The organism is Acinetobacter sp. YH12064 (assembly GCF_013419735.1).
GTDB lineage: Bacteria > Pseudomonadota > Gammaproteobacteria > Pseudomonadales > Moraxellaceae > Acinetobacter > Acinetobacter amyesii.
Genome location: NZ_VOZP01000017.1, coordinates 62,276 through 82,374 on the forward strand (window position 1 = coordinate 62,276; position 20,099 = coordinate 82,374).

The 20,099-nt window shown below is 40.1% G+C and carries 20 protein-coding genes; 18 read left to right on the forward strand and 2 right to left on the reverse strand.

All coding sequences use genetic code 11. The features are described 5' to 3' along the window. The first annotated feature begins 9 nt into the window (after positions 1-9). A complete protein-coding gene (gene dsbG, locus FTU13_RS15120) occupies positions 10-762 on the forward strand; it encodes a thiol:disulfide interchange protein DsbG (protein ID WP_180126727.1) in 753 nt (250 codons plus the stop codon). An 88-nt stretch (positions 763-850) separates the two neighbouring features. Continuing rightward, entirely contained in the window at positions 851-1,213 is a 363-nt protein-coding gene (locus FTU13_RS15125) for a YidH family protein (protein ID WP_180126725.1), read from the forward strand. Between the two features lie 42 nt (positions 1,214-1,255). Here FTU13_RS15125 and FTU13_RS15130 read toward each other — a convergent pair whose 3' ends face one another. Then, entirely contained in the window at positions 1,256-1,567 is a 312-nt protein-coding gene (locus tag FTU13_RS15130) for a metalloregulator ArsR/SmtB family transcription factor (protein ID WP_120367942.1), read from the reverse strand. A 125-nt stretch (positions 1,568-1,692) separates the two neighbouring features. Between FTU13_RS15130 and FTU13_RS15135 the strand changes: the two genes are divergently transcribed. From FTU13_RS15135 to FTU13_RS15195, 14 genes are all read left to right on the forward strand, one after another. Continuing rightward, positions 1,693-2,109, forward strand: coding sequence for a YeeE/YedE family protein (locus tag FTU13_RS15135; protein WP_180035493.1), 417 nt, complete (start codon positions 1,693-1,695; stop codon positions 2,107-2,109). Position 2,110: 1 nt separating this feature from the next. Beyond that, on the forward strand, positions 2,111-2,527 hold the full coding sequence (locus tag FTU13_RS15140) for a DUF6691 family protein (RefSeq protein ID WP_180126723.1): 417 nt from the start codon (positions 2,111-2,113) through the stop codon (positions 2,525-2,527). A gap of 2 nt (positions 2,528-2,529) precedes the next feature. Next, the gene (locus tag FTU13_RS15145; protein ID WP_180126721.1) at positions 2,530-3,402 is read left to right on the forward strand and encodes an MBL fold metallo-hydrolase; all 873 of its coding nucleotides are present in this window, start codon (positions 2,530-2,532) and stop codon (positions 3,400-3,402) included. A 206-nt stretch (positions 3,403-3,608) separates the two neighbouring features. After that, entirely contained in the window at positions 3,609-4,022 is a 414-nt protein-coding gene (locus tag FTU13_RS17560) for a DUF2946 domain-containing protein (RefSeq protein ID WP_078193302.1), read from the forward strand. A gap of 259 nt (positions 4,023-4,281) precedes the next feature. Beyond that, a complete protein-coding gene (locus FTU13_RS15150; RefSeq protein ID WP_180126719.1) occupies positions 4,282-5,712 on the forward strand; it encodes a cytochrome ubiquinol oxidase subunit I in 1,431 nt (476 codons plus the stop codon). After that, positions 5,705-6,709, forward strand: a complete 1,005-nt coding sequence (gene cydB / locus FTU13_RS15155; RefSeq protein ID WP_078193076.1) for a cytochrome d ubiquinol oxidase subunit II — start codon at positions 5,705-5,707, stop codon at positions 6,707-6,709. Before FTU13_RS15150 ends, cydB begins: the two co-directional genes overlap by 8 nt. Before the next feature lie 11 nt (positions 6,710-6,720). Then, a complete protein-coding gene (locus FTU13_RS15160; RefSeq protein ID WP_111886050.1) occupies positions 6,721-6,828 on the forward strand; it encodes a DUF2474 family protein in 108 nt (35 codons plus the stop codon). A gap of 226 nt (positions 6,829-7,054) precedes the next feature. Further along, entirely contained in the window at positions 7,055-7,987 is a 933-nt protein-coding gene (locus FTU13_RS15165) for a LysR family transcriptional regulator (RefSeq protein WP_180126717.1), read from the forward strand. Positions 7,988-8,086: 99 nt separating this feature from the next. After that, positions 8,087-9,481, forward strand: a complete 1,395-nt coding sequence (tcuA, locus tag FTU13_RS15170) for an FAD-dependent tricarballylate dehydrogenase TcuA (RefSeq protein ID WP_180024033.1) — start codon at positions 8,087-8,089, stop codon at positions 9,479-9,481. Between the two features lie 3 nt (positions 9,482-9,484). After that, positions 9,485-10,636, forward strand: coding sequence for a tricarballylate utilization 4Fe-4S protein TcuB (gene tcuB / locus FTU13_RS15175; RefSeq protein ID WP_180126715.1), 1,152 nt, complete (start codon positions 9,485-9,487; stop codon positions 10,634-10,636). Between the two features lie 35 nt (positions 10,637-10,671). Next, entirely contained in the window at positions 10,672-11,727 is a 1,056-nt protein-coding gene (locus FTU13_RS15180) for a tripartite tricarboxylate transporter substrate binding protein (RefSeq protein WP_180024035.1), read from the forward strand. A 54-nt stretch (positions 11,728-11,781) separates the two neighbouring features. After that, the gene (locus tag FTU13_RS15185) at positions 11,782-12,228 is read left to right on the forward strand and encodes a tripartite tricarboxylate transporter TctB family protein (protein WP_180024036.1); all 447 of its coding nucleotides are present in this window, start codon (positions 11,782-11,784) and stop codon (positions 12,226-12,228) included. 13 nt (positions 12,229-12,241) lie between these two features. Next, entirely contained in the window at positions 12,242-13,741 is a 1,500-nt protein-coding gene (locus FTU13_RS15190; RefSeq protein ID WP_078189994.1) for a tripartite tricarboxylate transporter permease, read from the forward strand. Between the two features lie 46 nt (positions 13,742-13,787). Continuing rightward, on the forward strand, positions 13,788-14,840 hold the full coding sequence (locus FTU13_RS15195; RefSeq protein ID WP_078193068.1) for an AbrB family transcriptional regulator: 1,053 nt from the start codon (positions 13,788-13,790) through the stop codon (positions 14,838-14,840). Between the two features lie 286 nt (positions 14,841-15,126). On the opposite strand, the gene FTU13_RS15200 is transcribed toward FTU13_RS15195, so the two are convergent. After that, on the reverse strand, positions 15,127-15,321 hold the full coding sequence (locus tag FTU13_RS15200) for a hypothetical protein (RefSeq protein WP_180126713.1): 195 nt from the start codon (positions 15,319-15,321) through the stop codon (positions 15,127-15,129). 460 nt (positions 15,322-15,781) lie between these two features. On the opposite strand from FTU13_RS15200, the gene sbmA reads away from it, so the two are divergent. Both sbmA and FTU13_RS15210 read left to right on the forward strand, forming a co-directional pair. Next, positions 15,782-16,978, forward strand: coding sequence for a peptide antibiotic transporter SbmA (gene sbmA, locus FTU13_RS15205; protein ID WP_180126711.1), 1,197 nt, complete (start codon positions 15,782-15,784; stop codon positions 16,976-16,978). A 500-nt stretch (positions 16,979-17,478) separates the two neighbouring features. Then, the coding region (locus FTU13_RS15210) for a BapA prefix-like domain-containing protein (protein WP_180126709.1) at positions 17,479-20,099 on the forward strand (2,621 nt) is incomplete at its 3' end.

Genomic DNA, 20,099 nt, shown 5'->3' on the forward strand with positions numbered 1-20,099 from the left:
ATATGTGTCATGAATACTTTACTTAAAACCAGTTTACTCATCGGAACACTGTTGACGGTGGCATGTGGTGTCAGTGCTAATCCGAATACTATTAAAAAACAACTCGAAAAAGAAGGCTTTCAATTTGTAAAACAAATTCCTGCACCTGCAGGTTTAACGGGTTGGGTGGGGCATGAAGACCAATATTCCAATACCATTTTTATTTCCAATGATGGCAAGTATTACATCAAAGGCGAGTTGTTTGATGCCCAAGGAAATAGTCTTTCCAACAGCCAAATTGAAACGCATATGAAAAAAGCCATTTTAGATGATGTATGGAAAACATTAGAAGATTCAACCTGGATTCAAGATGGCAAAACCGATGCGCCACGTATTGTCTATGTATTCTCAGATCCCAATTGCCCGTATTGCCATAAATTTTGGCAAGAAGCACGTCCTTGGGTAGAGTCAGCTAAGGTACAATTACGGCATATTCAGGTCGGAATTATTCGTGAAGAAAGTCGTGCTCAGGTAGCAACTTTGCTGATGTCAAAAAATCCAACAGCGGTATTTCATGATATCAATGTCAATCGTGGCAAAAAGCGCCTTAAACCAGCAGAAAATATTCCTGTAGAGATAGCAGAAAAAATTGATTTTAACCAAAATTTAATGGGCAAATATGGTTTCTTCTCAACACCATCCATTGCTTGGCGTGATAGCAAGGGTAACTTCCAGTCTGCACAAGGGATGCCGAGTGATCTCAAAGAAATCTTTGAAAAATAAGTAAAATAAATGCTCACCCAGCCAACACAATAGCCCGTCTAAGATCATGCTAAGCTCAACATCAACTACTTAAACATCAGGGGGCACAATGTCAAATTTACAAGATCCACGGGTATTGTTTGCTTTGGAACGTACGGCATTGGCATGGAATCGCAGTGGTTTAGCGCTGATAGCCTTTGGTTTTTTGATTGAAAAATCAAACGTATTGCTACAACTACTGCACCCTGAGCAATATCAGCACAAAATTATCTATGGACAGTGGCTGGGCATTGCCGTGATTGTGTTTGGTTTATTGGTGAACTTTGCCTCAATTTTGCAATATCGTCGAGGGTTGCGCTCATTAACCGAACAAGAATTTATTGAGGATTATCAGACCCAACATCCCGTATGGCTGAATTTATTGACCATGCTGACCGGGTTTTTACTGATCATCTCATTTTGGATTTACTAAACTTGGCTGAGCTTCCAGACAAGAGGGCATGCACAAAAATGTTTATTCCTGACAGTACAATTGATACAGCGTTTGCATAATACCCAGCACTTTAGGGTCTGCCAATTGATAAAAAATTTGTTTGCCTTCACGACGTGTCGAGACAATTTTATTGTTCCGTAAAACGGTCAATTGTTGCGATAGGGTCGGCTGATGAATATCGGTACATTCCTCAATTTGCTGAACATTTAATTCGCCATTGATCAACACACATAAAATTTTTAAACGGTCAGGATTTGATAACACTTTCAAACAATTGGAAACGGTATCAACCTGCGTAAATTCAATTTTTAAGTTATCGATTGCGATGTTCATAACGTCTAATCCGAATCATAAAAAGCAAAAAGAGCAAAGTATGTCGAGATAATAACATAAAATGGCTTGATTAATATATAAATATATATAATATAAGTTTAAATATTGTTTATGGCGCGTTAACTATGCATGATTTTGTGACAGCGTTTCTTGGTGGTGCTCTGTTGGGTATAGCAGTGGTGGGTTATTTGTATGTCCATGGGCGTATTGCAGGCATCAGTGGCTTGATTGCGCAGGTACTGAATCCACAGACGATTTTTAAAACGCCTGCAGTGTGGTTTCTTTCAGGCTTGATCATCACGCCATTTATTTATGGTCTTTTTGTACAACCAGAGATTATCGTGTCTGCTAGCCCAATAATGATGATTATTGCTGGTTTACTGGTGGGTTTTGGTACCCGCTTAGGTTCTGGTTGTACCAGTGGTCACGGTATTTGTGGGATCAGCCGATTATCTAAACGTTCCATCATTGCAACTATGACCTTTATGTTTGCAGGCTTTATTGCTGTATATGTCGTTCGTCACTTGATTGGAGCATTCTAAAATGAAAAACTTTTTAGCTTTTGTATTTGGTTCGCTTTTTTCAGTGGGTTTGATGTTCTCTGGCATGTCTAATCCGCAAAAAGTGATCGATTTTTTAGATATATTTGGTAATTGGGATGCAAGCCTTGCCTTTGTCATGATGGGGGCAATTGCTGTGGCATTTATTCCATTCCAAAAAGCGGTACATAGCAGTGCACCAACCACAGTATTTAATGAGCAGATTGATTTACCAAGTAACAATAAAATTGATTCAAAGCTTATTATGGGTGCCTTAATATTTGGTGCAGGATGGGGGATTGCCGGCATTTGCCCAGCGCCAAGTTTCACCTTAATTGGCTTAGGGCATTATCAAGTTTTATATTTTATAGTGGCGATGCTTGCAGGCGTGTTGATTCACCGTAAATGGTCAGGAGCTTAACTATGCAACAACCGATTGTTCAGGATTTTTTTGATCAAGCGACCAATACATTTAGTTATGTGGTGAGTGATCCGGTAACCAAGCGCTGCGCTATCATTGACAGTGTTTTGGACTATGATGCGGCTTCGGGAACCACCTCGACCACCCATGCTGATGCAATCATTGCATATGTCAAAGTACAAGATTTAAAAGTAGATTGGATTTTGGAAACCCATGTGCATGCCGATCATTTGACTGCAGCACAATATTTAAAATCTGTACTCGGTGGCAAAATTGCCATGAGTCATCATATTGCCTTGGTGCAAGAAACCTTTAGTGCCATTTATAATTTGGATATCAAGCAGTTTAATGCTCAACAACCCTTTGATTATTTATTTGATGATCATGAGCATTTTCATATTGGTGAGCTAGAGGCCTATAACATCCCGACACCAGGTCATACGCCTGCATGTTTAAGTTATGTAGTGGGTGATGCAGTTTTTGTCGGTGATACTTTATTTATGCCAGATTATGGCACAGCACGTTGTGATTTTCCGCGTGGTAGTGCAGATACCTTATTTGATTCGGTGCAAAAACTGTATCAATTGCCAGCGTCCACCCGGGTGTTCTTATGCCATGACTATTTGCCAAAAACGCGTGATGAATATCACTGCCAAACCGATATTCAAACGCAAAAAGAGCACAATATTCATATTCATGAGGGAACTACAAAATCTGAATTTGTGCAGATGCGTCATGAGCGGGATGCAACATTAAGTATGCCTAAACTGATTTTGCCTTCGATTCAAATCAATATGAAAGCGGGTCAATTTCCCGAACCTGAAGAAAATGGGGTGTCGTATTTAAAGTTACCGCTTAATTTTTTTAAAACCTAAAAATATTGTATTTCAAATTATTAAAGACTTATTTATGTCTTTATCTTAAAAATTCATATTTATATCTTTAAAGTGAATATTCACTTTAAAGATCTTGGTATTTTAGGTATATTATATTCTATAAAGCTGACTTGTATGATCGGATTTCAAGGAAGCACTGCCTTTTAAGTATTTTTGCTTTCGTTGGCATCTGTTGAGAGAATATGTTGCTAAGACAGAGTGGACTGTTTTTTGCAATTTTAACTTTAGTTTTGCAAATCGCAGTATATTTACAACCACTATTACCCGAAGAATTTCAAATTGCTCCGGTATGTCTCTCTATTACACATAATTTACTGTCCCCAGAAAAGCACAAACACGTACATGAGACGTATAACGAACTTGTTCATCATCTGACCCACGATCATAATCACGACGATCACAATGGACATAACCATCAATGCCAATACTGTACCGTCTATGGTGATGTTGTCCTACCTTTTGATTTTGAGATAGTTGAAATCATCGATAAGATTCAAGTCCGTCTAAGTTTCTATAAAGATGCTTTCCGACATGTATATTTCTCACTGCAAAGGCTTTACTTACTTCCACAAGGTAGGGCACCTCCACACACACTTTAAATCCTAATCAGACCAACAATTTGAATTGTTGATTTACCTCGGTATTTAAAGAGTGATTTTATGAAACTTTATATTTTTGCACCGTTTAGCGGATGCGAACAGAATCGGTTCGCCTATATCATTAGGCTAAAACAATTGATCAAATCCCAACAGATTCACAACAGTCTGCGTCATCGTACTGATCTATCTTTCCTAAAGCAGTCCCGAAATTATGGGCCGTTTGTGGTTCACCGCATAATTCCACAATAAGGTGATAGACATGGATTTAGGTTTGACAGCGCTTGAATTGGCGCGAATTCAATTCGCTTTTACAGTTTCTTTTCATATTATTTTCCCTGCAATTTCCATTGGGCTAGCAAGTTTTCTTGCGGTCTTAGAATGGCGTTGGCTTAAAACAGAAGATCCCGTTTACCGTGATCTGTTCCAATTTTGGATCAAGGTGTTTGCATTGTCTTTCGGAATGGGAGTAGTTTCAGGGGTAGTCATGAGCTACCAATTTGGCACCAACTGGAGTGAATTCTCTCGTATTGCGGGTAGTGTCACTGGCCCCTTACTCAGTTATGAGGTCTTGAGTGCCTTCTTCTTAGAAGCGGGTTTCCTAGGCATTATGCTGTTTGGGTGGGGAAGAGTGGGTCCTAAAACCCATTTCTTTGCCACACTGATGGTGGCAATTGGCACCTGTATTTCCATGTTTTGGATTTTATCTTCCAATAGCTGGATGCAAACTCCACAAGGCTTCAGCTTTGAAAATGGCATTATAGTGCCGCAAGATTGGTTTGCTATCGTTTTTAACCCATCATTCCCTTATCGCTTAGCGCATATGGCTCTAGCAGCATTCCTTGTATCTGGCTTATTGGTCGCTGCTACTGCAGCATGGCACTTACTCAAAGGTCGCCGTGATGCCTTAGTAAAAAAATCATTTTCTATGGCGATGTGGATGATTCTCGCACTTGCACCTTTACAGGTATTTGTGGGGGATATGCATGGTCTAAATACTTTAGAACATCAACCTGCGAAACTTGCTGCAATTGAAGGACATTGGGAAACTAATAAAGATCATGGCATGCCGTTATATTTGTTCGGTATTCCTGATATGGAGGCGGAAGAAACCAAGTATGCAATTGGCATTCCGAACCTCGGTAGTCTGATCATGACGCACACCTTAGAGGGAGAGGTGAAAGGCTTAAAAGAATTTGCCCCTGAAGATCGACCAAACTCGCTCATAGTATTTTGGAGCTTCCGCATTATGGTCGGTATGGGAGTCTTGATGATTTTGCTTGCTCTGATGGGTGCATGGTTGCGTAAAACTGGGAAATTTTATGAGTCAAAATGGCTCCACAAATTTGCCTTATGTATGGGACCTTCAGGCTTTATTGCCTTGCTTGCTGGTTGGTTTACCACAGAAGTCGGTCGTCAACCTTGGGTCGTGTATGGCGTACTGCGTACCAAAGACGCCTTGTCACCAGTATCGGCAGAACAAGTCGGTTTAACCTTAATAATCTTTGTGATCGTGTACTGCATCGTATTTGGTATTGGGATTTATTACATGCTCAAATTGATGGTTAAAGGACCACAGTTCATTCATTCTCAAGCCCATAGTGATGGTGAGGTCATTCGTGCATCAAATCGTCCAATGAGTACGATTGATGAGTCGCTTGAAGTACAACCACAGGAGAAAAACCATGATTGATTTATCCTTAATTTGGGTAGTAATCATTGCTGTAGGTGTGCTGATTTATGTGGTACTCGATGGCTTTGATTTAGGGATTGGTATCCTTTTTCCTTTAGTAAAAGATCGCCAAGAACGCGATGTGATGATGAATACCGTTGCACCAGTTTGGGATGGCAATGAAACTTGGATGGTTTTAGGTGGTGCCGGCTTATTTGCGGCATTTCCATTAGTGTATTCGACTGTGCTTTCTGCGCTGTATATGCCGATTATCTTAATGGTCATCTCACTGATTTTCCGTGGTGTCGCCTTTGAGTTTCGTTTTAAAGCGAACCGCACCAAACATTTATGGGATCAAGCGTTTATTTGGGGCTCGATCTTGGCATCATTTTTCCAAGGTATGATTTTAGGTGCTTATATCCAAGGGATTGAAACCACCAATGGTATTTATAGTGGTGGCGGATTGGATTGGTTGACCCCATTTTCAATTTTTACCGGCATTGCTGTAGTGGTGCTGTATGCCACCTTAGGCTGTGGTTGGCTGATTTTTAAAACTGATGCACGTGTTCAAAATCATATGTTTAGCCTCATGCCCAAACTGATTATCGCCTTATTTGTGATTTTTGCTGCAGTGAGTATTTACACCCCATTGGTACATGCAGAGATTGCAAATCGTTGGTTTAGCTTGCCGCAACTGTACTATTTTAGCCCTGTGCCGATTTTAGTATTGATCTTCACATTATTGGCTTTACGTGCCTGTAAAAGACGTCAGGAATTTGCGCCATTTATTTATACACTTGTCTTAGTTGTGTTGGCATATACAGGGTTCTTAATCAGTCTATGGCCAAATATCATCCCACCATCCGTCACCATTTGGCAGGCAGCAGCACCGCAAAGCAGTCAATTGTTCGCCTTGATTGGAGCATTGGTGCTGATACCGATTATTTTGTTCTATACCGCACTGTCGTATTGGGTGTTCCGTGACAAAGTTCGTGTCGGCGATGATGGCTATCATTAAGGAGAATCATCATGAAACTGAATCAAGCAGGCTGGTTTATTGTGCTATGGCTTGGTGGTGTCTTGAGTTTGGCGCTTGTCGCAGGGTTCTTTAGACTGCTGGTGCAGTGGGCTTACTAGAACCTATTCCTTAAATCTGAATCCACTATCTTGCCGGGTAAGATAGTGGATTTTTTTGAGGGACTAAAGGTGAATTGAGTAGGTAGAATATGACAATTTAAAGTGTCGAAATACATAAAATATATTTTTTTATATTCAATACTTCTTTTGAATGATTTTTCTGTTTTTTTAGCTTCTATATTGTTAAAACTAACATGAAGCATTGAAAAAATCTTAAGGAGCGTGAGTGGAACTTAAACAGCTCAAATATTTCATCACCATTGTAGAGTCTGGAAGTTTAGGCAAAGCTGCACAAAAACTTGAGGTTGGCACATCGGCACTCAGTCAACAAATTGCAAAACTTGAAGATGAACTTTGCACACGTTTATTACAGCGAAATTCTACAGGTGTGACGCCCACGCCAGCGGGTTTAGCATTTTTTAAGCAAGCTCAACTTTCTCTACGTCATGTGCAATATGCCATTGAGGCGGCGCACTCATCTCGTCTGACGGGTCATGTCAGCGTTGGATTTTCACCCAGTATAGCGTCAGTTTTGGGCATACCATTTATGCAGCTTATGTCAGAGCGTTATCCTGATATTAAAATTCATTTAGTTGAAAGTCTCTCGGGAAATTTAACCAATTTAGTCAACTCAAGACAGCTCGACATTGCCATTATTTTTACCCAAGATGTCGATGCCAATTGGGCAGTACAACCGTTATTAAAAGAACAAATGTTTCTTATGGCAAATCGTTCTTTACTGAAAGAGTATGGCTTTGAACACTGCATTGAAAATGGAAAAATTGATTTAGAAAATGTGAATCGTTTGCCTCTGGTATTACCAAGCCAACGACATGGTTTACGTAAATTCATAGATCAAAAGGTTGAGGGGCTAGACGTAAATTATGAAGTTGATGGTTTACACTTACTCATGAACTGTGTCAGCAACTTAAATATGGCGACTATTCAACCTGTCAGTGCACATTTTGATTATCTCAAATCAGATATTTGTTTACTCAAAGTAGTCGAACCAGTGCTGGATCGAATTAATTATCTTATTAGTATTGCTGAAGAAGAGCTTTCTCCTGCAAGTCTCGCGACCAAAGTAGCAATTAAAATTTGTGTTAAAGAGTTGATCAACAATGGTTTTTGGCCTAGTGCAGAGCTATTAGACTTTTAGCCTATTTAATTTTACTAAACACCTATTTAAAAGTTGCCTATCACAGCGCTAGGCAGTTTTGGTCTTAAATTACATCAAATTCGAAAGGGAAGACATCGAATGCATGATGTAATTGTAATTGGCGGTGGGAATGCCGCTTTATGTGCAGCATTGACAGCAAGGGAGGCTGGCGCTTCAGTTTTATTGTTAGAAGCAGCACCAAAGGAATGGCGCGGTGGAAATTCACAACATACCCGTAACCTGCGTTGTATGCATGATGAACCTCAAGATGTGTTAGTCGATGCCTATCCAGAAGAAGAATATTGGCAGGACTTACTCAAAGTAACTGCAGGTAAAACCAATGAGCATTTAGCGCGTTTAGTGATTCGCACCACGGCAACTTGCCGTAATTGGATGCGTCAACATGGGGTAAATTTTCAACCACCGTTATCAGGTGCCTTACATGTTGCACGGACCAATGCTTTTTTTATGGGCGGTGGTAAAGCTTTGGTGAATGCCTATTTTAGAAGTGCAAAAGATTTAGGGGTCGAGATTCGCTACAACACAAAAATCAATGAACTGATTATTGAAGATGGGACATTTATTGCTGCAATTGCTGAAGATGGCACGCGTTTTGACGGCGCTTCATGTGTATTAGCTGCAGGTGGATTTGAATCCAATCGCGAATGGTTAAAAGAAGCGTGGGGACAAAATGAAAATGGCGAATGGCCTGCAGATCATTTCATTATCCGAGGTACACGTTTTAACCAAGGCAATTTATTAAAGTTCATGATTGATCAGGGTGCAGATATTATTGGCGACCCATCTCAATCACATTGTGTCGCAGTTGATGCCCGCGCACCGCTCTACGACGGCGGCATTTGCACCCGTATTGACTGTGTTTCACTCGGCATCGTGGTCAATAAAAATGCGCAACGTTTTTATGATGAAGGCGAAGATTTCTGGCCGAAACGTTATGCCATTTGGGGGCGTTTAGTTGCAAAACAGCCAAGTCAGATTGCGTATTCAATTATTGATTCAAAATCGGTTGGGCGTTTTATGCCACCTGTTTTTGAAGGTACTAAGGCAGATACGATCGAAGAGTTGGCAGAAAAATTAAATCTAGATGTTGCGACTTTAGTTCAAACTGTGAAGGACTATAACCAAGCCTGTGTAGCGGGTGAGTTTAATCACACCGTACTGGATAATTGCCATACCGAGAATTTAACGCCCGCAAAAACACATTGGGCTGTTCCTTTAAACCAACCGCCATATTATGCCTACGCATTACGTCCAGGCATTACTTTCACCTATCTGGGCTTAAAAGTCGAAGATGATGCCGCTGTGCGCTTTGAAAATGTCGCAAGTCCAAATCTATTTGTTGCAGGCGAAATGATGGCAGGCAATGTACTTGGGCAAGGCTACACAGCCGGTGTAGGTATGTCGATTGGAACGACATTTGGTCGAATTGCAGGAAAAAATGCGGCTCAAGCTGCGTTTAAACTGGGAGTTTAAAGAATGAATGCAAATGTTAAAAACTTAATTCCAGTTGTACAGCTCACGGATCATGAACAGCAAGTAAAACAGGCTTTACAGATTTGTAATGCATGTCGTTACTGCGAAACATTCTGTGCGGTTTTCCCTGCAATGACCAAAAGACTAGAGTTTACTCAAGCCGATATTCATTACATGGCAAATTTATGTCACAACTGTGGCGCATGTTTACATGCCTGTCAGTATGCGCCTCCGCATGAATTTGGCGTCAATATTCCTCAAGCCATGGCACAAGTTCGCCTAGAAACCTATCAAGAATTTGCAGTTCCTGCATCTTTTGGTGCGATTTATAAAAAGACCGGAATTCCTTTGGTTTCGGCGATGTCAGTATTTTTTGCATTACTGATGCTCTTGGGTGTTTGGCTCAATGGCACCAATATCTTTGGTCAATATCAAGGGGATTTTTATGCAATTTTTCCGCATAACTTTCTTGCCGTGTTATTTGGCTCTGTATTTATCTTAGCTTTTATGCTTTTGGGCTTGGGAATAGCAAAATTTTGGAAACAAACTTCAAAAATTATTCCAGAAGGCGTTGCTCAACCCGATATCTTACAAGCGTCAAAAAATGTCCTGACCTTAAAATATTTAGATGGTGGACATGGTAAAGGCTGTAATGAGGAAGATGATCGTTATACACAAATCCGCCGTGTTTTCCATCACTTTACGATGTATGGATTTTTACTTTGCTTTATGGCAACTAGTGTCGCGACGATGTATCACTACTTTTTAGGCTTAGAAGCACCGTATGCCTACACCAGTTTACCGGTGATTTTAGGTACATTGGGCGGTATTGGTCTGATCATTGGACCGATCGGGCTGCTACATCTCAATATTAAACGACATCCGATGCATGGTGATGCAAAACAAAAACCAATGGACCGTGGTTTTATCTTCCTGTTATTGCTGATCAGCATTACAGGTCTGGCGTTATTGGTATTTCGCGATAGTTCCGCAATGGCTCTCTTGCTGATTGTTCATCTTGCAACCGTTATGACTTTCTTCTTGACGATCCCTTTTGGTAAGTTTGCGCACGGCTTTTACCGAAGTGCCGCATTACTAAAATTTGCCGTCGAAGAACGTGTCGCAAAACTTAAAACGAATTCAAAAACCAAGTAAGCACCCAAACCACAACCGGACCATGGAGGTCGATGATGGCTATAGGTAAGAAAATTGAATTTTTAAATGGACTACAACGTTATAAGGATATTTTAACAATGAAGAAATTAAAATGGTTAGCCGTCGCTTGCACCAGTATTGCAGTCGTTGGCTGCGGCACAGGCAATGCCTCAAAAGATCCTGGTCATCCAAAACGTGCAGAATGTATTGCACCTGCAAAGCCGGGTGGTGGTTTTGATATGACCTGTAAGCTGATCCAATCCGGCTTTAAAGAAACAGAAGTATTAAAAGATCCGATGCGTGTGACCTATATGCCAGGCGGTGTAGGGGCCGTTGCTTACAATAAAATTGTGAATAATGATCCAGCAAATAACAATGCGGTCATCGCATTTTCAACTGGTTCTTTACTGAATTTGGCTCAAGGTAAATTTGGTAATTTTACTGAGAAGGATGTGAAGTGGCTTTCGGGTGTAGCTGTTGATTACGGTTTAGTGGCAGTGCATAAGGATTCGCCATTAAAAACACTGGATGATCTGATGAAGGCGCTAAAAGAAAATCCAAAAGGGATCAGTTTTGGTGGTGCTGGCAGTGTGGGTGGTCAAGATTGGATGCAAACGGCAATTTTGGCTAAAAAGGCTGGGGTAAATCCTGCCAACATGAGTTTTGTAGCTCTCGAAGGCGGTGGCGAAGTATTAACAGCCTTGTTAGGTCAACATATTCAAGTGGGCGTGGGGAATGTGAGTGAAATTGGCTCGCATCTCGAAGCGGGTAATATCCGTGTTCTAGCAGTGTTTTCTGATAAACGTTTAGCGGGTAAATTTTCTAAGTTATTAACTGCGAAGGAACAAGGTTATGACTTGGAATGGCCTGTGATTCGTGGTTTCTACATGGGACCAAAGGTCAGTGATGAGGCATATGCTTGGTGGAAAAATGCATTTGATAAAATGATGACCAATCAAAAATTCGATGCAGTTCGAGAAAATCAGGACCTGTTGCCATTTGAATTAACGGGTGAAGAAATCAGTGCTTATGTCTATAAGCAAACGGCTGAAATGCGCCAATTATCAGAAGAATATAAATTATCAAAATAACAAATACGCTGAGTTGAATGCCTTTTCAACTCAGTTTTTTATTTTCGAGGATAGATGATGAAATCTGAACGGATTCTTACGGCCATCATTGCGGTCTGCGGCTTTTTCTTATTAATTTACGCATGCAATTTTGAAGCGCCGATTTCCTACGACCCTGTAGGACCGAAAGCCTTTCCAATTTTACTGATGGGCTTAATTACAGTGAGTGCCATTTATTTGACTGTGCGCCCAGCTATGATGTTTGAACCTGTTGAACTAGGTTGGACTAAGCATTTAATCGGCAAACTTGTTCTATGTACATTGGCATTGTCACTGTATGCGCTTTGCTTCGAATGGTTGGGATTTATCGCAGCAACGCTACTGATGACCATCGCGGTTGGGAAACTTTTTAACGGGAAAACAGTACCAGTTGTTATTACGGGTTTGGTGCTGAGTATGAGTACCTATTATCTGTTTGACCGTGTTTTGGATGTGCCATTGCCACTAGGCTTCTTGGGTTAGGGATGACAACGACATGGACATATTTAATTTCTTAATGACAGGTTTTGAAGTTGCCTTACAACCACAAAACTTACTCATTGCTTTTATTGGTGCATTTATTGGAACGATTGTCGGACTGTTGCCGGGATTGGGTCCAATCAATGGTGTTGCCATCTTATTACCTTTTGCCTATGCCTTAGGATTACCCGTTGATAGTGCCTTAATTTTATTGGCAGCTGTTTATCTCGGTTGTGAATATGGTGGACGAATTTCCGCAATTCTGCTGAATGTGCCGGGCGATGCAGGTGCAATTATGACCACTTTAGATGGTTATCCTTTGGCACAGCAAGGTAAGGCAGGTATTGCTTTATCCCTTTCATCTATTAGCTCATTTATAGGTAGCACAATTGCTTTTATAGGGATTGTTTTATTTGCTCCGATTTTGGCACGATGGGCGGTTTCCTTTGGACCAGCGGAATACTTTGCCTTGATGGTTTTTGCCATTGTTTGCCTGACGGGTTTAGTCAGCACGCAACCATTTAAAACGTTAATTATGGCGCTGATCGGTCTGGCAATTTCGACCGTGGGTATGGATGCGATTACTGGTGTTTATCGTTTTACATTTGATAGTGTGGGTTTAAGTGACGGCATTGCCTTTACAACTGTGGTGATTGGTTTATTTAGTATCAGTGAAATTTTACTGCTGCTTGAACGGACCACGATGGGCAAAGTGGTTTTAGAACAAGGAAAACGCTCATTATTTAATGTTAAAGAGTTTCTGAGTGCCTTAGCCACCATGATTCGTGGATCTTTGATTGGGTTTTTCTCAGGGATTTTACCGGGTGCGGGTGCCAGTGTGGCGAGTGCCATGGCGTATACCACTGAACGGAAAATGGCGGGTGACAGTAGTAAATTTGGTAAAGGTGATCTACGTGGTTTGGCCGCGCCAGAAAGTGCTAATAACGCGGCAGCATGTGGTTCTTTTGTCCCAATGTTGACTTTAGGTGTGCCGGGTTCTGGAACAACTGCGGTCATGATGGGGGCTTTGACCATGTATAACATTACTCCAGGTCCGCAGTTATTTACGGAGCAGCCTGTATTGGTTTGGGCATTGATTGCATCTTTAATGGTGGGGAATATTATCTTATTGGTATTGAACTTACCTTTAGTTGGCTTCTTTGCGCGTTTACTTTCGATTCCAAGCTATATTTTGATTCCTATTATTGCAACCGTCAGCTTTGTTGGGGTATTTGCAATTCATAGCACTGTTTTCGATCTTGTGCTTTGTATGGGGCTCGGTATTGTTGGATATATCCTTCGAAAATTTGATTTTCCATTGGCACCTCTGATTCTTGGTTTTGTACTGGGTGAATTGATGGAGTCAAATCTACGACGTGCACTCTCCATTTCTCAAGGTGAGCTCAGTATTCTGTGGAGCAGTAACATCAGTATGGGACTTTGGGTCATGTCAGCACTGTTGTTGATCTTGCCAATCGTCCGTAAATATCTATTCATTAAGAAGCAAAAAGCTTAAATGGGGAAGCAATGGTCAGCGAGTCTGACCATTGCTGTTAGATCATATGGAAATAATAAAATTAAATGCCAAAGGATTGGTATGCGCACTGATCGGTGCGCTCATCGCAAATTTACTTCATCTCCCTTTACCGTGGTTGCTCGGGCCATTACTCGCGGCTTTATTGTTTGGTTGTATAGGCCAACCACTCACATGTTCACCGCATTGGCGTAAAGTGGGACAAGTCATTATTGGTATGGTTTTGGGACTATATTTTACCCCAGCGCTAGTCCATGCTATTTCTGCCTATTGGATATTTATCGTACTCGGCATCTTATGGTCATTGATTTTGGGAACACTTATCGCAGGATTACAATATCGTATCAATGGTTTAGATTGGGCAACGGCGTGGTTTTCTTCTGCAATCGGCAGTGCCAGTGAAATGGTGAATATCGCAGAACATCACCATGCGCAAGTAGATAAAGTCGTTGCTGCACATAGTTTAAGAATTGTGGCACTTGTGGTGCTTGTACCAATCGTTTTAGCAGCATTATTTGATATTCATTGGGTGAGTCTAGACCCACACATCATTGATCACTTTGGAATTGTCCAAATTCTTCTTTTATTTGCTTTGGCCTGTTTGATAGCGAAAATATTTCAAAAATTCAATGTATTAAATGCGTGGGTTCTCGGACCATTAGTTATGGTGGGATTTCTTTCATTTTTCGGAGCATTGGAATTAAAATTCCCGACGTGGTTTACGGCCTTTGGACAAATATGTATAGGTTGGTCATTAGGCACAAAGTTTCCTTTTGGCTTTTTAAAAAGCCATAAAAAATTCATCGCCATCACGACCATTTTAAATTTGTTGGCATTAGGATTATCCATCCTGTTTGCATTGTTCTTGGTGTATATCAGTCACGCCAATGGAAAAATTTTAGTTTTAGGCTTATCTCCCGGCGGCATTGCAGAAATGTCTTTAATGGCAAAAGCCCTTGGATTAGCTGTGCCTATCGTGGTTGCGTTTCAACTATCACGGCTGATTTTTGTGATATTGACCACCAATTATTTCTATCAATTGAGCAAAAAAATATTTTTTAAAACAACAGATAAGCCTTAATCGTCCACTCAATTCGATCTTTGATTCAGATGAATTCAATAGAACACTTTCTATAGATTGCATTTGAAATAAAGGGGAGTAGAAGTTAGAAAAAAATGAGATTAATGAAAGATAGTTGAGAAAAGGGTCTTAAATGATGGTTTGAAAGTGAAGATGAGCAAGAGGGATCAATTTGATTCAGGACTGCTCTCGTCAGTCCCTTATTATTTTAATGCCGTTTTAGATCAGTAAATTTTAAATTTCATTATTATGCAAAATTCGAAGATTTAAAGATTTAACGTCAAAATTAAATTTCGCGCCAAACATCATTCTTATCTTTCAATGAAATCATAAAGTTAAATTTATCATCATTGCTTACCAACAGACCTTCTGGCGTTTGCATAATCACTTTCAGAACGGTACCAGTTTCAAAAACCAAAGGACTGCAATTTTCTTTATTTAATGTAATTGGTTTGAGTAATTCAACAATTGCACTTTCCATTTTACTTCCCCAAGCATAGGCTGTTAATTGAACTTAGCATATTATTGGTGAAGAAACATGTTTTGTAAATGACGTGAGCTCCATCGCAGAAAATATTTTAGAGAATTCCATAACTTAATTTTAAATAATGGTTAAATAAATTAAGGTATTTTAGTCTATTGATATCAAAAATAATTTTAAAATATGACAAACTTTTTAACAGTAATTATATGTCCTAAGAGGTGTCTTTTGTTCCACAAACAATGACCAGATCATCAAAAGGGCATGATCAATAATGAATTTAAGGTGAACTTCAGTTTTCATCCTTAAGCTAACAGAATGATGTGTCGTCTTGTATTTGATTGTTAAATTTCAGATTAAACAGCGTTAAATATTCAATCTGAACAAGAAAATTAATGAAATAAAACTTATTATCAGCAACTCAAACTAAAAACAAAGATTGAGGGGAAATGTAGGACCAATGTTTAAATCTTTTTTTCCAAATCCAAAATGGTTTTTTGGATCATTCCTTATATGGTTCGTCATCAATATTGTCTTGTGGTATAGCGGTGGCAATAGTTGGGGTACGATGTTTGGTTTAGCTGCAAATTATCATCAAGCAGAGCTGCCTATTGGTATTAGCCGATTTTGGAGCCCCCAATTTTTATGGTTCTATACTTGGTTTTTTGTAGCAACGGCGCTTTTTGCAGCCTTTTGGAAGATTAAATCAGATAATCCTTGGCAACGATGGTCTGTGTGGGGAACCGCATTTATCCTGTTTAATGTTTGGTTTAGTGTGGAATGTAATGTCGTAATCAATGCTTGGTATAACCCATTCTATGATCTGATCCAGAAGATGCTTTCAGGTGGTGGGGGCGAAGTGGCGACGCTATATTCAGAGACGCTGACTTTTCTCTATGTGGCCATGGTATATGTCACACTGGCGGTATTGAACCTGTTTTTCGTTAGTCATTATGTTTTTCGTTGGCGTACCGCAATGAATGACTTTTATACTGCACATTGGGAAAAACTGAGAACCATCGAAGGTGCCTCACAGCGTATTCAAGAAGATACGATGCGTTTTGCGAGAACCACAGAAGGACTTGGGGTTAGCTTGGTCGAATCGGTGATGACCTTAATTGCATTTCTACCTGTGTTGTTAACTTTATCAACACATGTAAAGAAATTACCTGTCGTGGGGGAAATCGCCTATGCATTGGTTTGGGCGGCAGTCCTTTGGGCAGTATTAGGGACGGTTATTTTAATGCTGGTGGGTTATAAACTACCGGGTTTGGAGTTTAATAATCAAAAAGTCGAAGCAGCATATCGTAAAGAATTAGTTTATGGTGAAGATCATGCAGATCGAGCAGACCCTCTAACATTAAAACAATTATTTGGTAAAGTCCGATTTAATTATTTTAGACTGTATTTTCACTATGCTTATTTCAACCTAGTTCGTATTTGGTATATGCAGCTTGATAATATTTATGGGTTCTTTGTATTGTTTCCAAGTATTGCAGCGGGAACAATCACGCTCGGTATATTAATGCAAATTTTAAATGTCTTTGGGCGTGTACGTGATTCTTTCCAATACCTGATTTCTTCGTGGACAACTATTATTGAACTGATTTCTATTTACAAACGGTTAAAATCATTTGAAAAAACAATTAATAATTAATTTTTAATCTTAAAAATTACCTGTAATTAATTACAGGTTTTTTTTATGGTTTTAATTAATGAGAATTACAAATAAATAAAATCAATAAATTGAAGAGGTTGGATCTTATTTCATGATTTTATAAAAAAAATGTAAATAAAAATACTTATTATGTAATTTTGGTAATTTTACGTATGTATATTGTATCCATATCGATGATTAATTTATAAAAATTACATTTTTGTTGAATTTTATCACATTCTATTTGCTTTTTTTTACATTTGAAATGCAAACAAAATCACATATTTTGGGTATTTGTGTGTATTTATGTGCAAATTCATTCTTTCTGTTTGGCGTGAAGCATCTTAACAATGCGATAAAGAAAAAAACTTTAATATTTTTTTTAACTTTGCTGAACTGTTATATGTCCATTCACATGCCTTTTTATTAGCTAGATAAAGCATGTGATTTAAAAAATTATTTAAAATATATATTTATAAATAAGCCAGAGGGTAATTATCATGTTACAAGTCCAAGTTGTATCAAAAGAACATCATTCTGTTTTAGAAAACATACAAACGAGTAATATTTTATTAAAGGAGGCTTCTGTTGTTGTTATACATACTTCAAAAGAAAATGTTTTAAGTATGGAGAGAAGTGGAAATACTTTAATTATAAAAATGAAAGACGGACAGCAACTAATAATTGAGAATTACTTTACAGATAATCCAAATGAAAACAATGTTGTACTAGAAGAAGATGATAAATTATATCTATTAGAAACAAATCCAAATGAAGCTGGATTATTTGAAATTAACTATAATCCGATCGATGAAATTAATCCTTTACTCTATTCAGATTCAACAGTTGGTTTATGGACGTGGTTATTTCCTTTAGTTACTACTGGAGGCATTTTAGCTTGGGCAAATAATGATTCAGATAGTTCATCGGGTTCGGGCAACTCAAATCAAGCACTCGATGCGGCAGAAAAAGCGGTAAAAGCAGCAGAAGATGCAAATAAAGCCGCAAAGGATGCTTTGACCGATGCACAAGCGGATGGATTAATTACCCCTGAAGAAAAGACCAAGCTTGAGCAAGCACTTGCCGATGCCAAAGCTGCTGAAGATGCTGCTCAGAAAGCTGTTGACGCATTAAAAGACAGTACTGAAAAAGACGACTTACAAGATCGCCTCGATAACTTAACGGATATCGTCATTCCACCTGTTACTGATGCAGATGGTAATGGCATTAATGATACCGTTGATGCGCAAATTGCCGATGCAGAAGCGGCAGTGAAAGCGGCAGAAGATGCGTATCAAGCCGCAGAAAATGCATTAGAAGAAGCCAATGCAGACGGCTTAATTACCCCAACCGAAAAAGCAGAACTTGAAGAAGCACTCAAAGCGGCACAAGACGCCAAAGACGCAGCGCAAGATGCGGTCGATGCTTTACCGTCGGCACCTGCAGCCGTACAAGATGCCAAAGATGGCTTCCAAGACCGTATTGATGCGTTGACGGATATCACTATTCCAGCAGTCAACGATGCCAATGAAAACGGCGTAGATGACAGCACAGAAAATCAAGTTGATTTAGCCACAGATCTTGTTGAAGCGGCAGAAGATGCGTATCAAGCAGCAGAAGATGCACTCACTGATGCGAATACGGATGGTATGATTACGCCAGAAGAAAAAGCGGCCTTAGAAGATGTCTTAAAAGATGCGCAAGATGCTAAAGATGCAGCACAAAATGCAGTGGATGCCTTGCCAGCAGGAACAGATAAAGACGACTTACAAGATCGTCTCGATAACTTAACGGATATCGTGATTCCACCTGTGACCGATGCAGATGGTAATGGCATTGATGATGCGGTGGATGCGCAAATTGCTGATGCAGAAGCAGCAGTGAAAGCAGCGGAAGATGCGTACCAAGCAGCAGAAGATGCATTAGAAGAAGCCAATGCAAACGGCTTAATCACCCCAACCGAAAAAGCTGAACTTGAAGAAGCCCTCAAAGCGGCACAAGACGCCAAAGACGCAGCGCAAGATGCGGTCGATGCTTTACCGTCGGCACCTGCAGCCGTACAAGATGCCAAAGATAGCTTCCAAGACCGTATTGATGCGTTGACGGATATTACTATTCCAGCAGTCAACGATGCCAATGAAAACGGAGTTGATGACAGCACAGAAAATCCAGTTGATTTAGCCACAGATCTTGTTGAAGCAGCAGAAGATGCGTATCAAGCAGCAGAAGATGCACTCACTGATGCGAATACAGATGGCTTAATCACACCTGAAGAAAAAGCTGCTTTAGAAGATGCCTTGAAAGATGCGCAAGATGCCAAAGAACTTGCACAAAATGCGGTAGATGCCTTACCAGCAGGAACAGATAAAGACGACTTACAAGATCGTCTCGATAACTTAACGGATATCGTGATTCCACCTGTGACCGATGCAGATGGTAATGGCATTGATGATGCGGTGGATGCGCAAATTGCTGATGCAGAAGCAGCAGTGAAAGCAGCGGAAGATGCGTACCAAGCAGCAGAAGATGCATTAGAAGAAGCCAATGCAAACGGCTTAATTACCCCAACCGAAAAAGCCGAACTTGAAGATGCACTCAAAGCGGCACAAGATGCCAAAGATGCAGCACAAGACGCGGTGAATGCCTTGCCATCAGCGCCTGCAGCAGTACAAGATGCCAAAGATGGTTTCCAAGACCGTATTGATGCGTTGACGGATATCACCATTCCAGCGGTCAACGATGCGAATGAAAACGGAGTCGATGACAGCACAGAAAATCCAGTTGATTTAGCCACAGATCTTGTTGAAGCAGCAGAAGATGCATATCAAGCAGCAGAATATGCACTCACTGATGCGAATGCAGATGGCTTAATCACACCTGAAGAAAAAGTAGCTTTAGAAGATGCCTTAAAAGATGCGCAAGATGCCAAAGATGCAGCACAAAATGCAGTGGATGCCTTGTCAGACAGTACGGACAAAGATGCACTGCAAGATCGAATTGATGCGTTAACGGATATCGTGATTCCAGCGGTGACGGACAGCAACAACAACGGTGTTGACGATGCAACAGAAATTGCAGCGGTAGAAGACTTGGTAGCAGCGGCAGAGCAAGCGTATCAGGA

Coding starts and splice junctions, on each gene's coding strand:
- FTU13_RS15185 (WP_180024036.1), top strand. CDS start 11,782: ATGATGAAATCTGAACGGATTCTTACGGCCATCATTGCGGTCTGCGGC.
- tcuB (WP_180126715.1), top strand. CDS start 9,485: ATGAATGCAAATGTTAAAAACTTAATTCCAGTTGTACAGCTCACGGAT.
- FTU13_RS15135 (WP_180035493.1), top strand. CDS start 1,693: ATGCATGATTTTGTGACAGCGTTTCTTGGTGGTGCTCTGTTGGGTATA.
- dsbG (WP_180126727.1), top strand. CDS start 10: ATGAATACTTTACTTAAAACCAGTTTACTCATCGGAACACTGTTGACG.
- sbmA (WP_180126711.1), top strand. CDS start 15,782: ATGTTTAAATCTTTTTTTCCAAATCCAAAATGGTTTTTTGGATCATTC.
- FTU13_RS15125 (WP_180126725.1), top strand. CDS start 851: ATGTCAAATTTACAAGATCCACGGGTATTGTTTGCTTTGGAACGTACG.
- FTU13_RS15190 (WP_078189994.1), top strand. CDS start 12,242: ATGGACATATTTAATTTCTTAATGACAGGTTTTGAAGTTGCCTTACAA.
- FTU13_RS15180 (WP_180024035.1), top strand. CDS start 10,672: ATGGCTATAGGTAAGAAAATTGAATTTTTAAATGGACTACAACGTTAT.
- cydB (WP_078193076.1), top strand. CDS start 5,705: ATGATTGATTTATCCTTAATTTGGGTAGTAATCATTGCTGTAGGTGTG.
- FTU13_RS15130 (WP_120367942.1), bottom strand. CDS start 1,567: ATGAACATCGCAATCGATAACTTAAAAATTGAATTTACGCAGGTTGAT.
- FTU13_RS15150 (WP_180126719.1), top strand. CDS start 4,282: ATGGATTTAGGTTTGACAGCGCTTGAATTGGCGCGAATTCAATTCGCT.
- FTU13_RS15140 (WP_180126723.1), top strand. CDS start 2,111: ATGAAAAACTTTTTAGCTTTTGTATTTGGTTCGCTTTTTTCAGTGGGT.
- tcuA (WP_180024033.1), top strand. CDS start 8,087: ATGCATGATGTAATTGTAATTGGCGGTGGGAATGCCGCTTTATGTGCA.
- FTU13_RS15145 (WP_180126721.1), top strand. CDS start 2,530: ATGCAACAACCGATTGTTCAGGATTTTTTTGATCAAGCGACCAATACA.
- FTU13_RS15195 (WP_078193068.1), top strand. CDS start 13,788: ATGGAAATAATAAAATTAAATGCCAAAGGATTGGTATGCGCACTGATC.
- FTU13_RS15160 (WP_111886050.1), top strand. CDS start 6,721: ATGAAACTGAATCAAGCAGGCTGGTTTATTGTGCTATGGCTTGGTGGT.
- FTU13_RS15200 (WP_180126713.1), bottom strand. CDS start 15,321: ATGGAAAGTGCAATTGTTGAATTACTCAAACCAATTACATTAAATAAA.